General features: G+C 71.8%; 16 protein-coding genes and 1 riboswitch. Of the genes, 12 read left to right on the top strand and 4 right to left on the bottom strand.

The annotated features are described in order from the left end of the window. The 3 genes from ACIRL2_RS18160 to ACIRL2_RS18150 all read left to right on the top strand — a co-directional run bounded on the left by ACIRL2_RS18160 (position 1) and on the right by ACIRL2_RS18150 (position 2,436). The gene (locus tag ACIRL2_RS18160) at positions 1-825 is read left to right on the top strand and encodes a phosphoenolpyruvate hydrolase family protein (RefSeq protein ID WP_402233183.1); all 825 of its coding nucleotides are present in this window, start codon (positions 1-3) and stop codon (positions 823-825) included. Between the two features lie 143 nt (positions 826-968). Continuing rightward, on the top strand, positions 969-1,304 hold the full coding sequence (locus ACIRL2_RS18155; protein WP_402233180.1) for an EthD family reductase: 336 nt from the start codon (positions 969-971) through the stop codon (positions 1,302-1,304). Positions 1,305-1,500: 196 nt separating this feature from the next. After that, positions 1,501-1,692, top strand: a riboswitch (cyclic di-AMP (ydaO/yuaA leader). Then, positions 1,693-2,436 carry a transglycosylase family protein gene (locus tag ACIRL2_RS18150; RefSeq protein ID WP_402233177.1) on the top strand — a complete coding sequence of 248 codons (744 nt, stop codon included), beginning with the start codon at positions 1,693-1,695 and terminating at the stop codon, positions 2,434-2,436. A 121-nt stretch (positions 2,437-2,557) separates the two neighbouring features. On the opposite strand, the gene ACIRL2_RS18145 is transcribed toward ACIRL2_RS18150, so the two are convergent. Then, complete coding sequence (locus ACIRL2_RS18145; protein WP_402233310.1) at positions 2,558-3,913, bottom strand: nucleobase:cation symporter-2 family protein; 1,356 nt, start codon at positions 3,911-3,913, stop codon at positions 2,558-2,560. A gap of 512 nt (positions 3,914-4,425) precedes the next feature. Here ACIRL2_RS18145 and ACIRL2_RS18140 point away from each other — a divergent pair. The 5 genes from ACIRL2_RS18140 (at position 4,426) to ACIRL2_RS18120 (ending at position 10,194) form a co-directional block, all read left to right on the top strand. Continuing rightward, positions 4,426-5,808 (top strand): DUF6421 family protein, encoded by a 1,383-nt coding sequence (locus ACIRL2_RS18140; RefSeq protein ID WP_402233174.1) that lies wholly within the window; start codon positions 4,426-4,428, stop codon positions 5,806-5,808. 87 nt (positions 5,809-5,895) lie between these two features. Continuing rightward, positions 5,896-6,600 (top strand): SDR family NAD(P)-dependent oxidoreductase, encoded by a 705-nt coding sequence (locus ACIRL2_RS18135; RefSeq protein ID WP_395863618.1) that lies wholly within the window; start codon positions 5,896-5,898, stop codon positions 6,598-6,600. Continuing rightward, on the top strand, positions 6,582-7,649 hold the full coding sequence (locus tag ACIRL2_RS18130; protein ID WP_402233171.1) for a threonine aldolase family protein: 1,068 nt from the start codon (positions 6,582-6,584) through the stop codon (positions 7,647-7,649). Before ACIRL2_RS18135 ends, ACIRL2_RS18130 begins: the two co-directional genes overlap by 19 nt. A 308-nt stretch (positions 7,650-7,957) precedes the next feature. Further along, positions 7,958-9,304: a carotenoid oxygenase family protein gene (locus tag ACIRL2_RS18125; RefSeq protein WP_402233169.1), complete on the top strand. Its 1,347-nt coding sequence runs from the start codon at positions 7,958-7,960 to the stop codon at positions 9,302-9,304. A gap of 140 nt (positions 9,305-9,444) precedes the next feature. Continuing rightward, positions 9,445-10,194: a hypothetical protein gene (locus ACIRL2_RS18120; RefSeq protein WP_402233167.1), complete on the top strand. Its 750-nt coding sequence runs from the start codon at positions 9,445-9,447 to the stop codon at positions 10,192-10,194. Positions 10,195-10,268: 74 nt separating this feature from the next. On the opposite strand, the gene ACIRL2_RS18115 is transcribed toward ACIRL2_RS18120, so the two are convergent. Then, entirely contained in the window at positions 10,269-13,625 is a 3,357-nt protein-coding gene (locus ACIRL2_RS18115) for a hypothetical protein (protein ID WP_402233164.1), read from the bottom strand. An 84-nt stretch (positions 13,626-13,709) separates the two neighbouring features. On the opposite strand from ACIRL2_RS18115, the gene ACIRL2_RS18110 reads away from it, so the two are divergent. Continuing rightward, a complete protein-coding gene (locus ACIRL2_RS18110; protein WP_395863628.1) occupies positions 13,710-14,399 on the top strand; it encodes a hypothetical protein in 690 nt (229 codons plus the stop codon). Positions 14,400-14,423: 24 nt separating this feature from the next. Here ACIRL2_RS18110 and ACIRL2_RS18105 read toward each other — a convergent pair whose 3' ends face one another. Continuing rightward, entirely contained in the window at positions 14,424-14,963 is a 540-nt protein-coding gene (locus tag ACIRL2_RS18105; RefSeq protein WP_402233162.1) for a 2'-5' RNA ligase family protein, read from the bottom strand. A 66-nt stretch (positions 14,964-15,029) separates the two neighbouring features. After that, on the bottom strand, positions 15,030-16,820 hold the full coding sequence (locus ACIRL2_RS18100; protein ID WP_402233159.1) for a cholesterol oxidase substrate-binding domain-containing protein: 1,791 nt from the start codon (positions 16,818-16,820) through the stop codon (positions 15,030-15,032). Positions 16,821-17,717: 897 nt separating this feature from the next. Between ACIRL2_RS18100 and ACIRL2_RS18095 the strand changes: the two genes are divergently transcribed. The 3 genes from ACIRL2_RS18095 to ACIRL2_RS18085 all read left to right on the top strand — a co-directional run bounded on the left by ACIRL2_RS18095 (position 17,718) and on the right by ACIRL2_RS18085 (position 21,206). After that, the gene (locus ACIRL2_RS18095; protein ID WP_402233157.1) at positions 17,718-18,689 is read left to right on the top strand and encodes an alpha/beta hydrolase; all 972 of its coding nucleotides are present in this window, start codon (positions 17,718-17,720) and stop codon (positions 18,687-18,689) included. Beyond that, a complete protein-coding gene (locus ACIRL2_RS18090; protein WP_402233155.1) occupies positions 18,682-19,806 on the top strand; it encodes an acyltransferase in 1,125 nt (374 codons plus the stop codon). The genes ACIRL2_RS18095 and ACIRL2_RS18090 overlap by 8 nt, the downstream gene beginning before the upstream one ends. 74 nt (positions 19,807-19,880) lie before the next feature. After that, a complete protein-coding gene (locus ACIRL2_RS18085) occupies positions 19,881-21,206 on the top strand; it encodes a sensor histidine kinase (protein ID WP_402233152.1) in 1,326 nt (441 codons plus the stop codon). The last annotated feature ends 1 nt before the right edge of the window (position 21,207 follow it).

The following is a 21,207-nucleotide window of genomic DNA, read 5'->3' as shown; positions in this document are numbered from 1 at the left end:
ATGGACGGACGCGAGGCGCGGGGCCGACTGCACAGGACGGTCGGGCAGGGCGGCGTCGTGATCGGCGCGGGCGCGGGCACCGGATTGTCGGCCAAGTGCGCCGAGGCCGGCGGCGTGGACCTGATCATCATCTACAACTCCGGCCGCTACCGGATGGCCGGCCGCGGCTCGCTGGCCGGGCTGCTGCCGTACGGCGACGCCAACGCGATCGTGGTCGAGATGGCCGGCGAGGTGCTGCCGGTGGTGCGCGGTACTCCGGTGCTGGCCGGGGTGTGCGGCACGGATCCGTTCCGGATCATGCCGCACTTCCTGGACCAGCTCGCCGCGATGGGCTTCGCGGGCGTGCAGAACTTCCCCACGGTCGGCCTGTTCGACGGTGTCTTCCGGCAGAACCTGGAGGAGACCGGCATGGGCTACGACCTGGAGGTGGAGATGATCCGGCTGGCCGCCGAGCGCGGCCTGCTCACCGCGCCCTACGTCTTCGACCCGGAGCAGGCCCGCGCGATGGCCGCGGCCGGCGCGGACGTCCTGGTCCCGCACCTGGGGCTGACCACCAAGGGCAGCATCGGCGCGAGCACCGCGGTCTCGCTCGACGAGGCGGTGGAGCGGGTGCAGCGCATGCGCGACGCGGCGGCCGAGGTGAACCCGGACGTGCTGGTGTTGTGCCACGGCGGGCCGATCGCCGAGCCCGAGGACGCCGCGTACGTGCTGGCGCACACCACCGGCGTGGTGGGCTTCTTCGGCGCCTCCAGCATGGAACGGCTGCCGACCGAGACGGCCATCACCGAGCAGGCGCGGGCGTTCAAGGCGATCGGAGCCCGGTAGGCGCCGCGCCGTACGAATCCGGGCAGCACGTGCCGGGCGCAGGGCGGTACCGGTGGGACGCACAGGGCGTCCCACGTCGGAGGCAGGAAGCACAGGGCACCACCGGCAGGAGACACATCCACCACGACCGCGAGGAGTCGCGTGTGTACAAGCTGACCGTGCTGTATGGCCACCCCGAGGACCCGGCGGCGTTCGACGCCTATTACTGGGAGAAGCACGTCCCGCTCGCCCGCACGATGCCGGGATTGACCGGCTGGACCATCGGCAAGTGCGATCCGGACCCCTCCGGCGCGCAGCCGCCCTATTACCTGGTGGTCGGGTTGTACGCGCCGACCCGCGCGGGTATCCAGGCAACCCTGGATTCGCCCGAGGGCCGGGCCACGGTGGCCGACGTCGCCAATTTCGCGACCGGCGGCGCGACGTTCCTTTGGGACGAGGAGCGGGTAGTCGTACCTGTGGAGCTGCCCGCGACGGAATAGCCCGACGGTGAAGCACGGGTGACCACGCGGCCGCGCACCGTGGACGCCGGCGCCGTGACCTGCGAGGATGGCGACATATCGGGCAAATCGGTGTTATTCCTGCTTATGGGGCACCTCACAAAGCGCCCGAAATGTTTGCCAACCCGGCGGCCCGGTGCGTAGCTTCGTGGTTGTTCGCACAAGCGGACTCCCCGGGCGGTACGCCGAATCCTGCCGCCGCCCGAGGGAAGCAGTCGATATCGACTGGCGGCAGGAGCGGGGGAACCAAGTGAGTGCCGGCATCGGCAATGTCGATGCCGTGGGGTGAAGCCATGCCTGTTTTCAGGCGAGGCCGGGCCAATCGTCCGAACCCGACAGCTAACTTCGTAGGCGCCCGACGAGGTAATCAATGACCTTCCGTGCCATCACCGCTCCCGTTCGCTCGCTCTCTCGTGGCCGTCGCGCCGGCATCGCCGTCGCCGCCGGTGCGGGTCTCGTCCTTCCCCTCGTGGGCATGGCGGGCAGCGCGAACGCGGCGTCCTCGTCCACGTGGGACGCGGTCGCGCAGTGCGAGAGCACCGGGAATTGGAGCATCAACACGGGCAACGGCTTCTCCGGCGGTCTGCAGTTCACCCCGAGCACCTGGAACGCCTTCGGCGGCGGCGAGTACGCGGCCAGTGCCGCGCAGGCGAGCAAGGCGCAGCAGATCGCGGTCGCCGAGCGCGTGCTGGCCGCGCAGGGCCCCGGCGCCTGGCCGGTCTGTTCGCAGAAGGCCGGTCTGGCCAAGGGCGGCAACGCGTCCGCCACGGCCGAGTCCTCGACCACCGGCAAGACCAAGGCCCAGGACGCGCCGAAGGCCGCGGCCAAGGCCGAGTCGGCGACCGAGACCGCACCGCGCAACTCCGGCGCCGATGCGCCGAAGGTCCGGGTGCAGCCGAAGCAGGACGTCGCCGCGCAGGACGCGTCGAAGTCGGCCGCGAGCAAGCAGGCTTCGGGCTCCGGCAGCTACACCGTCAAGGCCGGTGACACGCTCTCCTCCGTCGCCGCCAAGCTCGGCGTCAAGGGTGGCTACCAGGCCCTGTACAGCGCCAACTCGGGTGTCATCGGTGACAACCCGAACGTGATCAGCGTGGGCACCAAGCTCTCCGTCTGACACGCGAACGGCAACACGTGGGCCCCGTCGAGTACTTCGGCGGGGCCCACGCCCATGTCCGGTCGGTGGTGATCGAAACGGGATGTCGATTGGCCGTGTTGCCGTTCGCTTCGTCGATCGATCAGGCCCGGCTGGGCAGTTCGGCGGGTTCGGTGGACCGGGTGGGGGCGGGGATCGCCGGTTCGTCGGCCGCTTCGCCGGACGCGGATCCGGTGTGGTTGAGCAGCAGGTTGAGTACGACCGCGATGATCGAGCCGGCCGAGATGCCGGACTCGGCGATCATCGCGATCTTGTCCGGGAACGCGTGGTAGAAGTCCGGGAACGCGATCGGGAAGACGCCGAAGGCCAGGGCCACCGCCACGATCAGCGCGTTGGGTCCGGTGTCGAGTTCGGCCTTGCCCAGGGTGCGGATGCCGGCCACCGCGACGGTGCCGAACAGCACCACGCCGGCGCCGCCGAGGACCGGCTGCGGGACGAGCGCGACCAGGCCGCCGACGATCGGCATCAAGCCCATCAGGACCAGGAATCCGCCGCACACCGCGACCACGAACCGGCTGCGGATGCGGGTCAGCGCGACCAGGCCGATGTTCTGTGCGAAGGCCGTGCACGCGAAGCCGTTGAACACCCCGCCGAGCGCGGTGGCCAGGCCGTCGGCGCGCAGACCGCCGGCTATCGTCCGGTCGTCGGCGGGTTTGTCCACCACCTCGCCCAGCGCGATGATGTCGGCCGTCGACTCGGTCATGCAGACGATCATCACCACGAGCATGGACACGGTCACCGACACGTCGAACTGCGGCGCGCCGAAGGCGAACGGCTGCGGGACCTCGAAGACGGCCAGGTCGCCCAGGGCGCCGCCGTCCACCTTGTCGAACGGGATGGCCAGCAGGGTGCCGAAGAGCAGGCCGAGCAGGATCGCGATGCGCTGCAGGAAACCGGTCAGCACCCGGTGCAGGACCAGGATCGCGACCAGCGTCGCCGCGGCGAGCCCGAGGTTGGTCGTCGAGCCGTAGTCGGCCGCCTTGCTGTCGCCGCCCTGCGACCAGTTCCCGGCGACCGGCAGCAGGGACACCCCGATCAAGGTGATCACCGTGCCGCTGACCACCGGCGGGAAGAAGCGGATCAGTCGACAGAAGACCGGCGCGAGCAGGAAGCAGAACACGCCCGAGACGATCGTCGCGCCGAAGATCACCGGCAGTGTCGCGTCCTGCTTGGCCGCGGCCACCGCCAGGATCGGCGAGACCACCGCGAAGGTGACGCCGTTGACGAACGGCAGTCGGGAGCCGATCCGCCAGAAGCCGAGCGTCTGCAGCAGCGTGGCGAGCCCGGCGATCAACAGGCTCGCCCCCAGCAGCGTGGTCAGCTCCGCGGTGGACAGGCCCAGCGCCCCGCCGATGATCAGCGGTGGCGCGGCGACCCCGGCGTACATCGTGGCCACGTGTTGCAGGGCGCCGGCCAGCATGCGTCCCGGCGGCAGCATCTCGTCCACGGGGTGCACGGGCGACGCCCCGGTCCCCGGTGACGCCCCGGCGGTGGCATCGCCCGGCGATCGTGCCGCGCCCGCAGTCTTCCTGGTGGTTCTCCAGCCCATGATCGGCGCCTCCACATCGGATGCCGTCGTAGGACGGCCCGGCCCATTGGACGTACTGGATCGCAGGATCGGGCAGTGGGAGTGGATGCGGATCCGGGGCGTTCCCCTGCCAAGTATTTCGCTATGCGGAATCAATATTCCGTTGATCAGAAGGAGACTGTAGGGACGGGCCGGATCGGCGGTCAATAGGCACAGGCGTCGGCGGTTCGGGCCGGTCACATCTTGTGGCTTCCTCCGAACGCGGCGTCGATCTTCGGAAGGCGGCTGGATGGCATTCTCAACTTATTCGGGCAAAACGTACCAGCGACGATAAGATTGCGTTTGGAACGCCCTTGCGGCGTTAAATTCTTTTGACATAGGTTCTTCTGACCGTGGTTCCTGCTTTCTCCTGAGAGGGTTCCATGTCGAACATGACCCGCGTAGCCGTCCGTACCGCCGTAGACCACCCGCTGTGGCCCGTGCTCAAGGAAGCCGTCGCCGACCTGCGTCCGTTGCAGGCCAAGGACGGTTCGATCGAGCCGTCCGAGCACGCGTCCGCCCGGGCGCTGGTCGCCGACATCACGTCGGCGGTCACCGGGCTCGCACCGCTGTTCCCGCACGACGAGGCGTACCTGGAAGCGGTCGTCGCCGACTTCGCCCGCTGGGCGGCGGACGGCTTCGGCCGTCCCGACTTCCTGGACTCGCTTGTCGCGTTCCGCCCCGAGCAGGCTCGGCACGACGGTCTGGAGCACTTGGTGGTGTTCCCGATGACCACCCAGAACGGCAATCCCAACCGCAACGTCGAGGCCGTGCTGCTGCGGGTGGTGTGGCCGCAGTGGCTGGCCGCGCTGGAGGCCGAGCGCTACGACAACGCGATGTTCGTGCCGGTCGCGTTCGTCGACTTCACCGCCGGCTACGACACCGACTCGGCGGTGCTCTTCCCGGAGACGGTGGCCGTGCGCGAGGTGCCCAGGTTCACCTGGGGCGGCATCTTCTGCGACCGCGAGGCGGCCCGCTTCCGTCGGGTCGCGGCTGCCGCCGCACACAGCCTCGATCTCGAACTTCCGTCGGAAGCAGCGGAGTTGGTGGAGAACCAGCAGCTCGCGCAGGACGCCTTCGTGTTGTGGGACCTGATTCACGACCGCACCCACATGCGCGGCCACATGCCGTTCGACCCGTTCATGATCAAGCAGCGGATGCCGTTCTGGATGTACGCGCTGGAGGAACTGCGCTGCGACCTGACCGCGTTCCGCGAGGCGGTCGCGCTGGCCGGCGAGGGCGTGGCGACCGCGCGTTCGGTGCAGTACGCGGTGATCTTCGACCGGCTGTTCCGCTTCCCGGTCACCGGGGGCCGGGTGCGCAACTACGACGGCCTGGGCGGGCAACTGCTGTTCGCCTACCTGCACCGCGCGGGTGTGCTCGAGTGGGCGGACAACCGGCTGACGGTGGACTGGGACCGGATCACCGAAGCGGTGCTCGGGCTGTACGAAGAGGTGGACCAGCTCTACCGCGAGGGTGTGGACCGGCCGAAGGTCGGCCACTGGCTGGCCGGCTACGCGTTGGTCGCCAAGTACGTTTCCCCGCACCCCGGTTCGGTGTGGGCCAAGGGCACCGCCGCGCTGCCGATGGACGGGCCGCCGAAGGCGCTCGTGGACGCGGTGTTGCCCGACGAGTTCCCGCTGAGCATGTTCTACGAGGCGCTGAACCGGCGGCTGCGCGACGTGATCGCGTCCACCCGCGGGATCACCGCGGACAGCCCGGTGGAGCGCCTGGCGGAGGACGAGGACGCGGCCGCGGCGTCGTGAACGCCGCGGCGAGGATCCGTGGTGAGCGGTTCGGCGACACCGGGACGAACAGTGGACAGTGAACGGCAGGGTGAACGAGGAGTGGGCGTGACGAAGGGTCTCGACGGCGCGGTGATCGCGGTCGCCGGCGCGGGTGGGCCGACCGGGCGGGCCGTGCTCGCGCGGCTGGCCGGCGCCGGGGCGCACGTGTACGGCGCGGACGCGGACGCCGGGCGATTGCACGAGAGCGTGGAGGCCGCGCCCGGTACGCACGGCGCGGTGGTGGACCTGCTCGACCCGGCCGCCACGCGCCGGTGGGCGGACGACGTCGAGCGCGAGCACGGGCGGGTGGACGGCCTGGTGCACCTGGTCGGGGGGTGGCGCGGCGGCAAGCGGTTCGCCGACAACTCGCTCGAGGACTGGGCGCTGCTGCACGACCTGCTCGTGCGTACCGTGCAACACACCAGCCTGGCCTTCCACGAAGCACTCGCGCGCAGCCCGCGCGGGCGGTTCGTGCTGGTCTCCGCCGCTGCGGCCGGGCAGCCCACCCAGGGCAACGCGGGCTACGCGGCGGCCAAGGCGGCCGCGGAGACCTGGACGCTCGCGCTGGCCGACGCGTTCGCCGAGTCCGACGCGGCGGCCACCATCCTGGTGGTCAAGGCGCTCGTGAACGACGCGATGCGGCAGGCTCGACCCAACGCCAAGTTCGCCGGATTCACCGACGTGGCCGATCTCGCCGTCGAGATCGCCGGTCTGTGGAACACCCCGGCCATCGATCTGAACGGGAAACGACTGTGCCTGAACGTCCCCTGACCCCGCGTCACGACCCCGACACGCGCGGCTTCGCCAGCGACAACTACGCGGGCATCCACCCCGAGGTGCTGGCCGCGATCGGCATCGCCAACGGGGGTCACCAGGTCTCGTACGGCGAGGATGTCTACACCGAGCACCTCACCGAGGTCTTTCGCGCGCATTTCGGCGAACGGGCGCAGGTGTTCCCGGTGTTCAACGGCACCGGCGCCAACGTGGTCGGTCTCCAGGCGATGACCGACCGCTGGGAGTCGGTGATCTGCGCCGCGTCCGCGCACATCAACGTGGACGAGTGCGGTGCGCCGGAGAAGGTGGCCGGTCTCAAGCTGCTCGCCGTGGACACGCCGGACGGCAAGCTCACCCCCGAACTCGTGGACACCCACGCGTGGGGTTGGGGCGACCAGCATCGCGCGCAACCGCGGGTGGTCTCCTTCGCGGAGAGCACCGAACTGGGCACGGTCTACACGCCGGACGAGATCGCCACGCTGGTCGCGCACGCGCACGAGCACGGCATGCTCGCGCACCTGGACGGCTCGCGGCTGGCCAACGCCGCCGCCGCGCTGGACGTGCCGCTGCGCGCGCTGAGCACGGACGTCGGCGTGGACGTGCTGTCCTTCGGCGGCACCAAGAGCGGCCTGATGTTCGGCGAGGCCGTGGTCGTGCTCAACCCCGACGCGGCGCGCGGTGTCGGGTACCTGCGCAAGGCCGCGATGCAACTCGGGTCGAAGATGCGGTTCATGTCGGTGCAGTTCGAGGCGCTGCTCGCGGGCGACCTGTGGCTGCGCAACGCACGGCACTCGAACGCGATGGCCGCCCTGCTCGCCGAGCGGGTCGCCGACCTCGACGGCGTGACGCTGACCCGCACGCCGCAGGCGAACGCGGTGTTCGCGGTGCTGCCGGCGGATGTCACCGAGCGGATGCAGAAGCGGTTCCGGTTCTACACGTGGGACGAGTCGATCGGTGAGGTGCGCTGGATGACGGCGTTCGACACCACCGAGGGCGACATCGACGCGTTCGCGACCGCGCTCGCCGAGGAGTTGGGCGCGCGGTAGGCGATCCGCGCGAAGGACCGGCGGGCCGGGGCTCTAGAGCCCCGGCCCGCTTTTTTGATCTCGGCGCGCGTCCGCTCGCGGAAGCGGGCCCGAGGGCCGGCGGGCGTGCCGGAGGTCACGAGTGCGTCCTTGGATCGAGCGTGCTCGGATCCGGTGCGCGATCAATCATAACAAATGTGATGATATATAACTTTCGAGACTGCCCGTAATAGGCTGCGGCGGCGCCGCCGCGAGGCGCTCGGCGTGGTGTGGATGGTCCATCGTTGTCGTTCCGAGTCGTCCGAGTCGTTCGACGGGGAGAACCGATCATGAGCATCCGAAAGCCCTACCTCAGCGGCCACTTCGCACCCGTGGTCGACGAGATCACCGGGTACGACCTCGCGGTGCGGGGCACGCTTCCACCGGAGTTGAACGGCCGGTACATCCGCAACGGGCACAACCCCAGGCCCGGCGACGTGCCCGGCCACTGGTTCCGCGGCAGCGGCATGCTGCACGGGATACGGCTGCGCGAGGGGCGCGCCGAGTGGTACCGCAACCGCTGGGTGCGCACTCCCGCGCCGGCCGGCGCGCCGCTCGTGCGCGAGGACGGCACCGCGGACCCGACCGCGAGCATCGCCGGTACCCACATCGTCGAGCACGGTGGCCGGTTGCTCGCGCTCCAGGAGGGCGACCTCCCGTTCGAGGTCACCCGCGAGTTGCACACGGTCGGCCCGTACGACTTCGCCGGTCGGCTGACCACCGGGATGACCGCGCACCCGAAGCGGGATCCGGTCACCGGCGAGTTGCACTTCTTCGGCTGCTCGCCGTTCCCGCCGTACCTGACCTACTACGTCGCGTCGGCCCCGGGGCGGATCACCCGGGCCGAGGTGATCCCCGGTGCGGGGCCCTCGTTCATGCACGACTTCGGTCTGACCGAGCATCACGTCGTCTGGCTGGACCTGCCGGTGGTGTTCAATCCGGCCGAGCGCTCCGGCATCCCGTACCGCTGGAGCGACTCGTACGCGCCGCGGATCGGCGTGCTGCCGCGTACCGGGCCCGCCTCGGTGACCTGGTTCGACGTGCGGGCCGGCGCGCTGTTGCACGTGGAGAACGCCTACCAGGACTCGCGTGGACGGATCGTGCTCGAAGGGCCACGATTCGACCGGTCCTCGTGGGAGAGCAGTTGGAAGTGGTGGGTGGGCGCGCCCGGACACCCGGACACGCCGCTGATCGGCGCGGTCCGGCACCGCTGGATCCTGGACCCGGTCTCGGGGGTGTCCGGCGAGGAGGACCTCGACGAACTGGTTACCGATTTCCCGACCATCGACGCCCGCAGGCTGGGCCGCCCGCATCGCTTCGGCTACGCGATCGCCTTTCCCGGCGGCGGACTGCACGAGCACGCGATCGTCAAGTACGACGGGGCCACCGGGGAGCGGCGGATCGCCGGCCTGGGGCCCAACCGGATGCCCGGCGAGGCGGTGTTCGTACCCGCCGAGAACGGCACCGCCGAGGACGACGGGTACCTGCTCACGATCGTCGGCGATCTGTCCGGGCAAACCTCGGAATTGCTGGTGCTGGACGCCGGGGACATCACCGCGGCACCGCTCGCGGTCGTGCGACTGCCGCGCCGCGTCCCGGCCGGCATGCACGGTTCGTGGTTCCCCGATCACACCTGACACCCGGCCCGCGCCGCGAGGTGCCGGGCGCCGCTGCGCGCGAGGCGCGACGTACCGGCGGGCTTGATCGGCGTGCCCTACAGTCCGAGCAGGTCGTCCGCGTGGACGGCCGGATCACCGGGTGGGGGAGTGGAGTTCGGGTGAGTGCGGCCAAAGGTTTGGGAGCGTTGCTGCTGGTCGGGACGACGGTGTTGGGCATCGTCCTGTACTTCGTCAACGACACGTCGTTGACCGATCTGTTGTCGCTGGGCGCCGGAGCGCTGTGTCTGTTCTGGCTGATCGCGGTGCTGACCGTGCCCTGGAACCTGTACTTCCGGGCCCGGCAGTTGATCCGGGAGATCGCGATCAGCCGGGAGAAGGGCCTCGCGGTCCCGGAGGCGCGCGACCCGGAGGCGCGCCGGATCGCCCGCCGGTTGTTGTGGGGAGTGATCGGCGCGCACGTCGTCTCGGCCGGGGTGATCGCGGTGATCACCTGGGCGTCCGGTGGTGTGGTGGGCTACTGGTTCGCCGGGTTCTATCTGCTCAGCACCATGTTCCGGCCCAGCCAGGCGTACCTGGAGCACCTCGGGCAGCGGCTACGGAGCATGCTGCGCGAGGTGACCCACCCGCGTGAGGACGTGCTCGCGCTGATCGACCGGGTGGCCACACTGGAGAGCAAGGTCGAGAGCCTCGACGAGCGCACCAGGGAACTGACCGAGACGGTGGCGCAGTTGCGCACCGCCACCGAGCAGGACGCCGAGCGGGCGACCGAGCGGCATCACGCGACCGACCGCAAGATCGACGCTCTCGGCCGCCGATTCGAGGACACCGTGAGCCGGTTGACGGACAACCAGGAAGTGATCTCCGGTATCAAGGCGTTCCTGCGCCTGCTGCGCACCGAACAGAGCTGATCGGCCCGTTCGGCCGCGGCATCGGTCGGCGGTCGGGGCCTGTCGCCCCGATCGCCCGGCGGGGGACGGCAGTTTCAGGTCGACGTGGTGCGCACCGCCAGTGCGCTCTCGCGTACGTCCGGGTCCGGGTGTGCGCGCAGTTCGCGCAGCAGCGCGCGCCACTCGGCCGGCCACCCGGCCCGTACGCCGAGCGCGCGGGCCAGTTCGCAGCCGAACAACCCGGCCGCCGGCGCCGGACACGCGGCGAGATCGCGCGCGGCGGCCGTCAGCGCGATGGCATCGATCGGTGCGCCGGCCCGGCCGAGGCGATCGCGCAGCACGCCGGCCGCGCGGATCGCGGGCAGCGCCCGGCCGGCGCACAGTTCCACCAGATCGGTGAAGCCGGCCTCGACCGCGTCGCCGGACAGCGGCAGGACCGACGCGGTCAACGTCGCCGCCTCGATCCGCAACTCCGGGACGCCCGCCAGCGCGGCCCGCACCGGCCGCAGTACCGGCGCCGATTCGGCCGGTGCGCGGACCGCCCACGCACGCGCCTGGTCGAGCAGTACCGTCAACCGTCGTCGGGCCGGGCGGTCCTGCTCCGGCTCGGCGTTCGGCGCGTCCGGTGCGCTGTCCGACACGATCAGCGTGGTGATCACGTCGAGGTAGGTCTTCGGTGCGACGCCGTCCGTGGTGAAGGTGTGCAGCGCGTCGGCCGCCTCGCGCCACCCGATCGGGTCGGCCGGGTCCAGGACCGCGCGGGCGATCGCGACGACTCCGTCGGGCGAATACCGGGCCCAGCGCGGGAAGGCCCGATAGGCGGCCCGCCGCACCTCGGTGTCCGCGCTCGCGCAGGCCGTGCCGATCAACTCCGCGTACCGGGCCCGCCAGGCCGGCGCGAGGGCGGCCGGCGGCCGGGCCACGATCGCCTGGGCCGCCTCCCGGGGACCCTCGATTCCGGCCCGCAGCACCGTCCACGAACGTTCGTCGTCCAGCCGGGTGGTCAACCGGTGCAGGATCGCGCCGCGCACGTCCCGATGCTGATCCGGCGCCGACCACGCGTGTGCCAACATCTCAACCGCGCCGGGCAGCGCCTCGCGCACCACGACCCGGGCCGCCTCCTTGCGCGAGGTCACCTTGGCCGGCCCGAACAGCACCTTCCGCAGCGCCGGTTCGAGCACACTCGGCGGCACGTACCGCGCGGCGCGCGACATCGAGTACGCCGCGACCCGGGCCCGATCGTCGCCCACGTGCGCGAGCAGGATCGGCAACGCCGCGCCGGGGTCGTCGGTATGGGTGAGACCACTCAGCGCGGCCTCCATCAACGGCACCTCGGTGGCGGTCAGATACCGCAGCACCGCGGGACGGCCGAACCCGGGCACCCGGGCCAGCCGACGGATCGCGTGCACTCGGGTGTCGACGTGCTGGCGCACGTCGTCGGCGAGTTCGACCAGCCGCGCCGCGTAGGCCCGCCGCTGCCTGGGCAACAGCCGCGCCATGGTGTCGAACGGCAGGTACGGGATCCAGCGCACCCCACGCGTGGCGAAGCGACCACGCAACGTGCGGCCGTCGAGGTAGCCGTCGAGCAGGTCGGTGCGGCGATAGGCGAGCGCGTGCAGGACCACCGGCAGGGTCGGCGTCGACTCGTCCCACTCGACCAACTCGGCGACCCGCTCGGCGCGCCGACGCGGGTCGGCCAACCACAGCCCGATCGCGGTACCCGCGACGGCGTCCGAGTCGGCGCGGGTGGCCAGGCGCAGGATCTCCTGCAACGGCTCCAGCGCCCACGCCCGCCGGTCCAGGGTGCCGGCGAGGGCGAACGCGAGCCAGTGCTCACCCCGGGCCACCTGTGCCCGGATCCACGGCAACAGCGCCTCCAGGATCTCCCGTTCGCGACCGCGACGCAGGTCGTCGGCGAGGCCGGCCAGTCGGACCACGCCCGACCGGCCCGCCACCCGCTCGAAGGTGGTCAGAGCCCACCCGGTCAACTCCGGTGCGCCGCCCACGACATGCTGGGTCAGCAGGCGTGCGGCCAGGTCGGTCAAGGCCGATCGGGTCCGGTACGAGGTGTCCCGCGCCTCCAGGGTGTCCCGTACCAGGTCGGTGAGCACGCCCACCACCTCCGCGTCGAACAGGCCCGGATGCGCCTCGGCGATCGCGAACAACGCCGCGCCGCGCACCGGGTCCTGCTCGTTCCGCAGCCGGGTCAGCGAGCGCAGTACCGCGCCGAACTGCTCGGGGTCGCCGGTCCGGGCCGCGCACGCGATCAGTCGCCGATACCCCTCGGCCCGGGCGCCGGCGTCGGGAAGTCGCGTGTTCGCGTCGAGTTCGGCGTGCGCCTCGGCGAGCGGCAGGAAGGCGAGCAGCGGCAGGCGGCGCGGCTCGTCGGCCGCGATCGAGGCGAGTGCGAGCATCCGGCGCGCCTCGGCGTGCCGACGCGCGTGCGGGAGCACGTCGAGCAGGGCGCCGCTCGGCATGTCCCGACTCCGGTCCCGGTCGGCGTGCACGGCGTCGAGGAACCCGGCGCGCCGGCTCGGCGCCATCGCCTTGAGCAGGCGGATGGTGACCGCCTCGTCGGTGCGCACCGCGCGACCGAGCGCGATCAGTTCGGCGGAGTCGGGCCCGGTGTCGACGAGTCGGCGCAGCGCGCTCACGCTCACCCCGGACAGGGTCCGGCCGCGCCGCTCGGAGGCGGCGAGCAGGCGCAGCACCCGGTCCCGATCCGCGGTGACGAACGGCTGGATGCCGCCGACGAACGCCCACGGCAGCGGCCCGCGGGTGGGGTGACGCTCGATCAGGTCCAGCACCCGATGCGGGAATCGCTGACCGGCCGCGATCACGCCGCGACCGTGGTTCGTCCACCACGCGTCCCGGTCGGAGACGGGGAGGTCGGCCAGCAGGCGCTCCGCGTCGTCGAGGCCGAGTGCCGGATACCGGCGCAGGAAGGCGTCCCGGACCCGGTCGATGTGCCCGAGCACGCCGACGTACTCGGCCGCCACGGTCGGACCGCACGCCGGCAGCACCCGGGCCGCCTCGGCAGGTCCGCGGATCGTGAGCACCTCGGCGATGACGCGATCCGCCAACGCGGTGCGCCGGCCCGCGCGGATGGCGCGGTAGATCGAGTCGCGCAGCACGGAGGGGGCGTCGTCCAGCAACGCGGCCAACGCGTCGTCGGGCACCGGCAGCGAACGGGTCGCGCTCACCGCGCGGCGGGCCAACGCGAGATCGGGATCCCGAGTGGCCCGCAGCACGTGCTCGACATCGCCCGCGACGATCGCCATGGTCAACGCGACACCGCGCTCGTAGCCACCCTGTCCGGCCAACACGGCCAGTGTCGCGGCCAGTTCGGCGGACCCGCGAAGCTGCCGGGCGACGCGGGCGATCTCCCGCACGCGTTCGCGGTGGGGCAGCGCGTCCAGGGTGGCGATGAGTTCTTCGGCTCGCGTCGGCATGCGGGCCATTATGCGGATCCCGGCGCCCGGTCCAAGTACCGATTATTCCCGGTGCCGCCCGTCGCCACCTGCGAGGATGGGGCGGTGCACGCGCCGACCGAAGCCACCGAGACCGACCACGCCCGCCACTTTGGCAGGGCCGGCCGGGCCTTCCCCGCCGATCTCGCCGGGGTGTTCGAGACGCACGTCACGGTGCGCACCGACGACGTGGACGGGCTGGCCCGTCTGGCCGGCGCGTACGGCGTGGGGTTGACCCACATCGTGCTCGCGCGTGGGCACACGGTGTCCCAGCCGATGGTGACCGAGCGGGCGACCACGACCCTGGCCCGGGCCCGCGAGCGGGCCGGCGAACTCGCCGCGGCACTGCGCCGGGACGGGTATCCGGTGACCCGGACCAAGATCGAGGCGGCGCCGTGGCATCCCGGCGTCCCGGCCGGCGACGCGCAGGCGCGGGCGCTCGGGCCCGGGCTGTACTTCGAGCATCACCTCAAGCTCGTGCTCGCCGAGGACGCCGACCTGGCCGCGTTGGCCGCCGAGGTGGTCGGGCACGGTGCGCACCTGTCGCACAACGCGCGTCGGACCCGGGCGCACGGGCGGTCCGAACGGTTCGTCACGCAGCGCTGCCACGGGATGGGCGACGAGGCCGCCGCGCGCGCGATGGCGGACCTGGTGGCCGCGCTGGCCGGATACGAGATCGCCTCGGTGGAACGCGAGTTCGTCGTGTACGACGACAACGGCGCACTGGACGACGGCTGGCTCGACGGCGACGGCTGACGACCGGGCCCCGGCCCGAACCGGTCAGCCGGATGCCGGTACGGCCCCGGTGGGCGTCAGGAGGTCCTCGGCGGTGTCGGTGGCGTGGTCGTAGCTGCGCGCGCCGGTCAGCAGCGCGGGTAGGGCGGGCCGACCCCGGAGCAGTCGCCACGCGTGTTCCTGCCACCCGTCGCCCGGGCGGAGCGTGCGGGCGAGCGTGACGTGCGGGACCCAGGCCGCGGGGTGGTGGTAGGGGTTCTCCGCGTCGATCGTGCGCCACACCCGCAACTGGAGGGCGAGCAGCGCGTCGCTCGGCGCGACCTCCCACGCCACGGTGCGCGATCGGCCGCCGAATCGCACCGGCCGGGTGAACTCCACCTCCAGGGGCAGTGCGGTGAGCGCTTCGGCAAGCAACTCACGTACCGGGTCGCTGAGTTCATGGCAGGTGCCGAGGGTGATGTGCGGTCGGTCGGCGGCGGACGGACGCGGGCTCTGTCCGGGCAGGCCGAGGTCGGCCAGTTCCTTCCACACGCGACGGACGGCGAGTTCGGCGGCTCCGTCCAGGGTCAGTTCCACAGTGTGCATCGCAGCACGGTACCTCCCCGCTCGGGCCGCGCCGGGTGGGGAGGATGCCGTGTCGGGTGGAGGCGGTCAGGGCAGCAGGACGTCCAGGAACGTGTTGGAGAAGACCCGACTCGGGTCGTACTTGTTCAAGGTGGCTCGCGCGGCGTCGAAGTTGCTCGTCGTGGGAAGGCCGGTGCGGAACGAGTTCGGGATCCGGCCGGTGATCGCGGCCGTGTCCGTCCACGCGCCGCCGATCCCATACGCCCAGCCCTTGGACCACTCCGGGCGCACGCACGCGTAGTTGCCGGTGTAGTTGCCCCAGATCCAGGCGTCCATCTGTTGGTAGAAGTCGTGGTTGGCGGGCGTGCCGGGCAGGGTCGCCACATCCAGCCAGACCACCGTGTCCCACTCCGGGTGGTCGGGGCGCGGTCGGGCGGCGGAGAGCGTGGGCTCGACCGCGTTCGCGGTGACCACCTCGTTCGCCCGGTCGACGCCGGTCACCCGCAGTTCGATCGGACTGTTGCACGGATACTGTCCGTTGGCCTTGTACGCGCCCAGCAGGCCGGTGTACTTCACGAAGAACTCGTTGAGTACGCGCTGCACGTTCGCTCGCGTGGTCAGCACGGCCCAGCCGCCTTCGTGGATGCGCAGCGTGGTCGGTTCGACGAACAGCTGGGTGTTCTTCGACCAGCCCCAGATGTCCCAGGTCCAGGTCACGATCAGGCCCGAACCCACCACCGCCATCTCGGCGTTGGTGAACACCTCGGTCGCACCTACGTTGCCGGTCGCGATGTCGGCCAGGAACTCGGCCTGGTCCTCGGTGACGAAGTTGGCGAACGTGTACGGATACGGGCTGTTGATCTGCGTCGAGACCCACGGCTTGCTCGGCGCCACGCTCCACACCTTGAGCCAGGGCACGGTGGTGAACGGGAACCAGATCACCTCGACCCGGCCCGAATCGCGGATGTAGTCGGCGAGTTTCTTGCCGCCGCCGCCGGGTGGGCCCAGCAGCGTGCCGATCTGGTCGTGGTAGAAGTTCTGGCAGCGCAATCTTTGGTTCGCGTTGGTCTGGAGCGTGACCTCGGTGACGAAGGCCCGGCCCAGGTGCACCAGGAACGGGCCGATCTCCGGGTCGTTGCGTTGGAAGGTCCGGAGCACGTAGGCACCGGCGGCCTGATCCCACACGACCGCGGTCAAGGACAACACCAGGTTGCTCAGCGTGCCGTAGGTGCCGCCCTGCGGAAGACTCTCGCCCGGCTTGGGGATTCCGCTGCCGTGCGCGCCGATGGCCAGCACGCCGCCGACGCTCAACTTGCCCGGCGCGGTGGCCGCGATCAATCCGCGCCCGGCCTCCTCCAGCTTGGTCAACAGGCGTTCGACGCTGCACCCGGTCTGGACGGTGACCGTGGTGGGTGATCCCGGATTGACCACCAGCGAGGTCAGGTTCCGCGTGGTGTCGACCATCAGCGTGCGCGAGGTGTCCGCGCCGGCCGGGATCAGGATCGGCGACCAGTTGTGGCTCATCCCGCGAGGCCGGAGCCGATAGCCGTTGGCTCGGGCCCAGTTCGCGAGCACCACGACGTCGGAGGGGTGCGCGGGCACCGCCGTCCACACGTCGTCGGCGCGCAGTTCGCCGGACCAGTTCTTGTACTGCTGCACGCCCAGCGTGATGCCGGGCGGGAAGTTCGGCGGAGTCGGCGCCGCGACCGCCTCGGTCGCGGGCAGCAGAGCTGCGGGGGTCCACTGGGTCGCGGCGAGCGCGGTGCCGGCGAGACCGCCGAGGACGGCCCGACGGGAGGGCGTGCCGGGGGTGGTGCTGCGCGCGGAGCTTCGGGAGTCGGAGGGGTGGTCCGGATTCGAATCGTTAACTCGCGGCATCAGGAGGCCTTTCCGGGGCGTCCCGAGGGCCTGCAGCCCGGGGGAATTCGACATACGGAAGCGGAGATTCCGATTCCGGAAGATCGATATGCTGCGGTGCCGAGGTGCCGGATGGGTCGACGACGCGTGGGTCGGTGGACGCTCCGGCGCCACGTGATGAGGACGTGTCTGGACGGTGCGATGTCGAGCCGGCGCCCGCCGCCGGCGACCCGCGATGTGGCTGGCCCGAGGGTCCATCCGAGGGCCGGCCAAGTCAACACCCAAGCGGCGGTGACACGTGTCGAGGATACGGAACCCGATGCGGGGGGATCCGTCGGGTATCAGCCGGTTTCGGGATGTGACGCGGTCAGGACTCCGGGTGCCGTTTTCGGTTCCGGTTCCGATCGGTCCGGCGCGGCCCGCCGCGACCGGTCGGAACCGGCCCGGGTCGGCCGTGAGCGAAGCGGCGGGGTGGGCGCGGGCGGCCGTTCGCCCCGGCTCGACGCGGCGGACCGGACCGGCTCCGCCGGCTCCGGAGCCTCGTGCGCCTCGTTCGGCGTGAGCACCTTGTGCGCCCGGTCCGACTCGGTCGACGCGACCGACAGCCGGGCGTCGAGTTCGAAGCCGCCGCCGGGGCGTGGGCCCCGCGGAAGGTGCCGCCGGTCGACTCCATCCGCCGTTGCGGACCGACCAACCCCGGCCCACCGGAGCCCGGTTCGACCCCGGTTCGGGTGCGTCGATCACCGGCACCGGGCCGGTCCGAGCGGGACTGGCGCAGTGAATCGTCCCGATTCGGTGTCGCGCGGGTGACCCGTGTAGTCCCGGAGAGCTACCCGCGGAGTCCACTCTCCGGCGCGACGCGGGCTACCGACGCCGATTCCTAGCTTCGTGCTCGTACTTCGAGGACGGGAGCGGGACATGCGTGGTCGGCTGCGAATGGGCTTGGTCTCGGCGCTGGTCGCCGGGGCGTTGGCCGGACCCGGCGCGGGCGTCGCGGACGCGGCGGCACCGACACCACCGACGCTGCCCGCGATGTCCGCCGCGACGCTGGGCGAGCGCTACGCGGCCAACCAGGGCGCCATCGCCGAGGCGGCCGGCCTGGCCCGGGACACCGGCCACACCGCACGGGCCGAGCACCTCGCGCGGATGGCCGACCCGGGGCGGAACTTCCTGTCCTTCGACGGTCGCGCGGGCCGGGTCCGCGCGGTGGAGGTGCTCGGCGACCTGGCCGGCGCCGACCGGATCGCGGTCGTGGTACCGGGCAGCGACAGCGACCTGGACCACTACGACACCCGCGGCGACAAGCCGTACTCGACCCCCGCCGGCGGCGCCCGCGCGCTCCACGACGAGATCCGCCTCCAGGACCCGACCGCGCGTGTCGCGGTGATCGCCTGGCTGGGCTACTCGCCGCCGCGCACGATCAGCCTCGACGTGCTGACCACCGGCCGGGCCGACCACGGCGCGCGCGAACTGCGCCGCTTAGTCGCCGGTTTGCACACGGTGGCGCCCGCAGCGCAGGTGTCGCTGCTGTGCCACTCCTACGGCTCGGTGGTGTGCGGGCGCGCGGTCTCCCGGATCGACATCGCCGACCTGGCCGTGTTCGGCAGCCCCGGCCTGGGCGTGGACGACCGGGACGAACTGGCCACCGGTGCCCGGGTCTGGGCCGGTCGAGGCGGGGCGGACTGGATCGACCTGGTGCCCAACGTGAGCATCCCGTTCTTCGACACCACCGTCGGCTTCGGCGCCGACCCGACCGGGCACGACTTCGGCGCACGCGAGTTCGTGGCCGGCGCCGGCGGCCACTCGGACTACCTGCGGCCCGGCGGGCCGGCCCTGTACAACCTCGCGCTGATCGCGCGGGGCCGTGCCGCGGAGGTGACCCATGCGTGAACCGGGCGTCCTGGTCCGTCGGATCGCGGACTCGACACCGGCGGACCGCGAGCGCGAGGTGGACGGCCTGCGGGCGATCGCCATCCTGGGCGTCGTGTTCGGCCACTGGATCGTCACGGGCGTGTACGCGGGCGCCGACCACTGGCAGACCGACAGCCCGCTGCGCCGCCTGCCCGACTACGCGCCGGTCACCTGGCTGCTCCAGCCGCTCGCGGTGTTCTTCCTGGTCGGCGGGTACGTCGCGGCCCGATCCCACGCACGCGCGGACCGCTACCGACCGTGGGCCCGGCGGCGGATGATCCGGCTCGGCCGGCCGATCGCCGCGCTGCTCGCGGTGTGGACCGTCGCGACCGCGCTGCTCGCCGACTTCGTGCCCGGCGACACCCTGCACACGCTGGGCAAACTGGTGCTGTCACCGCTGTGGTTCGTGCTCGTCTACGCGGGCCTGACCGCGCTCACCCCGCTCGTGGTCCGGCTCGGCCGGGTGGGACCCGTGCTCGCGATCGGCACGGTCGTCCTGGTGGACCTGACCCGTTTCGCCGCCGACGGGCCGGCCGCGGTCGGTTGGGTCAACGTACTCGCGGGCTGGCTCGTCCCGTACAGCCTCGGCGTGTTGTGGGCGGGGCCGCACCGGGCGCGGATCGAGCGGCTCGGCGCGCCGCTGCTGGTGGCCGGAGCGCTCGCGTGTGCCGGGCTGATCCGCTACTGCGGCTATCCGGTCAGCATGGTCGGCGTTCCGGGGCAGGCGATCTCCAACCTCAACCCGCCCACCGTCGCCGCGGTCGCCTTCGGGCTGGCCCAATGCGGGCTCGCGCTGCTGGTGCGGGCACCGCTGCGGCGGGCGCTGAGCCGGCGCCCCGGGATCTGGGCGGCGGTCGCGCTGATCAACCTGTCCGCGATGACGGTGTTCCTGTGGCACCAGAGCGCGATGCTCGCGGTGACCTCGGTCGGCATCGGGCTCGGCGGCCTGACCGGACTGGGCACGGCGCCGGACGGGCTGCCGTGGATCGCGGCGCGCATCGGGTGGATGTCGGCCTTCGCCGCCGTGCTGCTGGCGCTGTGGGCGGTGTTCCATCGCTGGGAGGCCGGCGCGGACAGATCCGGGCATCGCACGTAGCTCCTGAGAGTGACACCCGGGATCACCCGGGGCGGGGACGCGGTGGGCCACACGCGCCGCGTAGCGTGCTGCGGGTGAGTGTGAAGGCAGGCGGAGTGCACGCATCCGACACGGCCGCCGCCGGCGCGGCCCGGCCGGGCCGGGTGCATCGAGGGCTGAGCGGGCTGCGCGCGGACCTGTTCGACGTACGGGTTCGCACCGAGCGTCCGCCGGCACCGTTCAGCAGCCGCGCGGTCGCACTCGGCCTGCTCTACGTGGCCGTCGTGCTCACCGTGGGCATCCAGGGCGCGGTCCTGGCGGGCTACCCCGGGGTGTCCGGCGGTATGGCCTTCGCCCTGGGCCTGGCCACCGGCGCGCCGATCCTGCTCGCGCCGCAACGGCCACTCATCGCCTGGTGGATGTCGCTCGCCGCGACCGCGGCGTGCGCCGTCGCCGGCGAGGGGAACGGGCACGACCTGGTCCAGTGGCCCTGGACCAGCGTGGGCATCTTCGCGCAGATCGTGGTGCTCGCCTATGTGGCGTTCCACGCCCGGTTGCGGGTCGTCGTGGAGACGTGGGCGATCACCGCGCTGCTCGGAGTGGCGCTGGTCCGCAACACGCAGGAGGACCCTTCGCGCTGGGGCACGATGCCCGTGGCCGCGACGATGACCGCGGTCGCGATGGTCGTCGTGGTCGCCTTCCGGGGTCGCAGTGACGCGCGCCGCGAGCTGGCCGTGCAAGCCGACCTGACCGCCACCGAGCGAGAGCGCAGCGCACTTCTGGAGGAACGCGCCCGGATCGCCCGCGAGTTGCACGACGTGGTCGCGCACCACATGTCGGTGATCGCGATCCAGGCCGAGGCGGCCCGCTACCGGGTCCCGGACCCGCCGCCGGAACTGGTGCAGAGCTTCGTGACGATCCGCGCCAACGCGGTCGACGCGCTCGGTGAACTGCGGCGCGTACTGGGCCTGTTGCGCACTGGGCCGGAGGGTGACGATGAGCTCGACGGGCAGGGCCGGCCGGCCCCGCTGCCCACCCTGGACCGGCTGCCCGAACTGATCGACAACGTCCGCGCGGCCGGGATGACGGTGGAGCACCTCACCGTCGGCATGCCCCGCCCGTTGCCGCAGGGCGTCGACCTGTCCGCCTACCGGATCGGCCAGGAGGCGCTGAGCAACGCGCTGCGACACGCGCCCGGCGCGCGGGTGCGGGTCGAGGTCGCGTACGTACCGACCGGGATCGGTCTGCGGGTGCACAACGAGCCCACGCCGAACGCCGACGCGCCCGCGCGGGAGGGCTCCGGGCACGGCGTGCTGGGCATGCGTGAACGGGCGGCGATGATCGGCGGCACGTTGGACGCCGGGCATACTCCCGAAGGGGGCTACCACGTGGACGTCTTCCTGCCGACCGAGGAGCAGTGAC

Origin of the sequence: Embleya sp. NPDC127516 (assembly GCF_044765325.1) — a bacterium.
Taxonomy (GTDB): Bacteria; Actinomycetota; Actinomycetes; order Streptomycetales; family Streptomycetaceae; genus Embleya.
The sequence above is the reverse complement of the archived record's forward strand: the minus strand, read 5'-3'. Positions and strand labels throughout refer to the sequence as shown.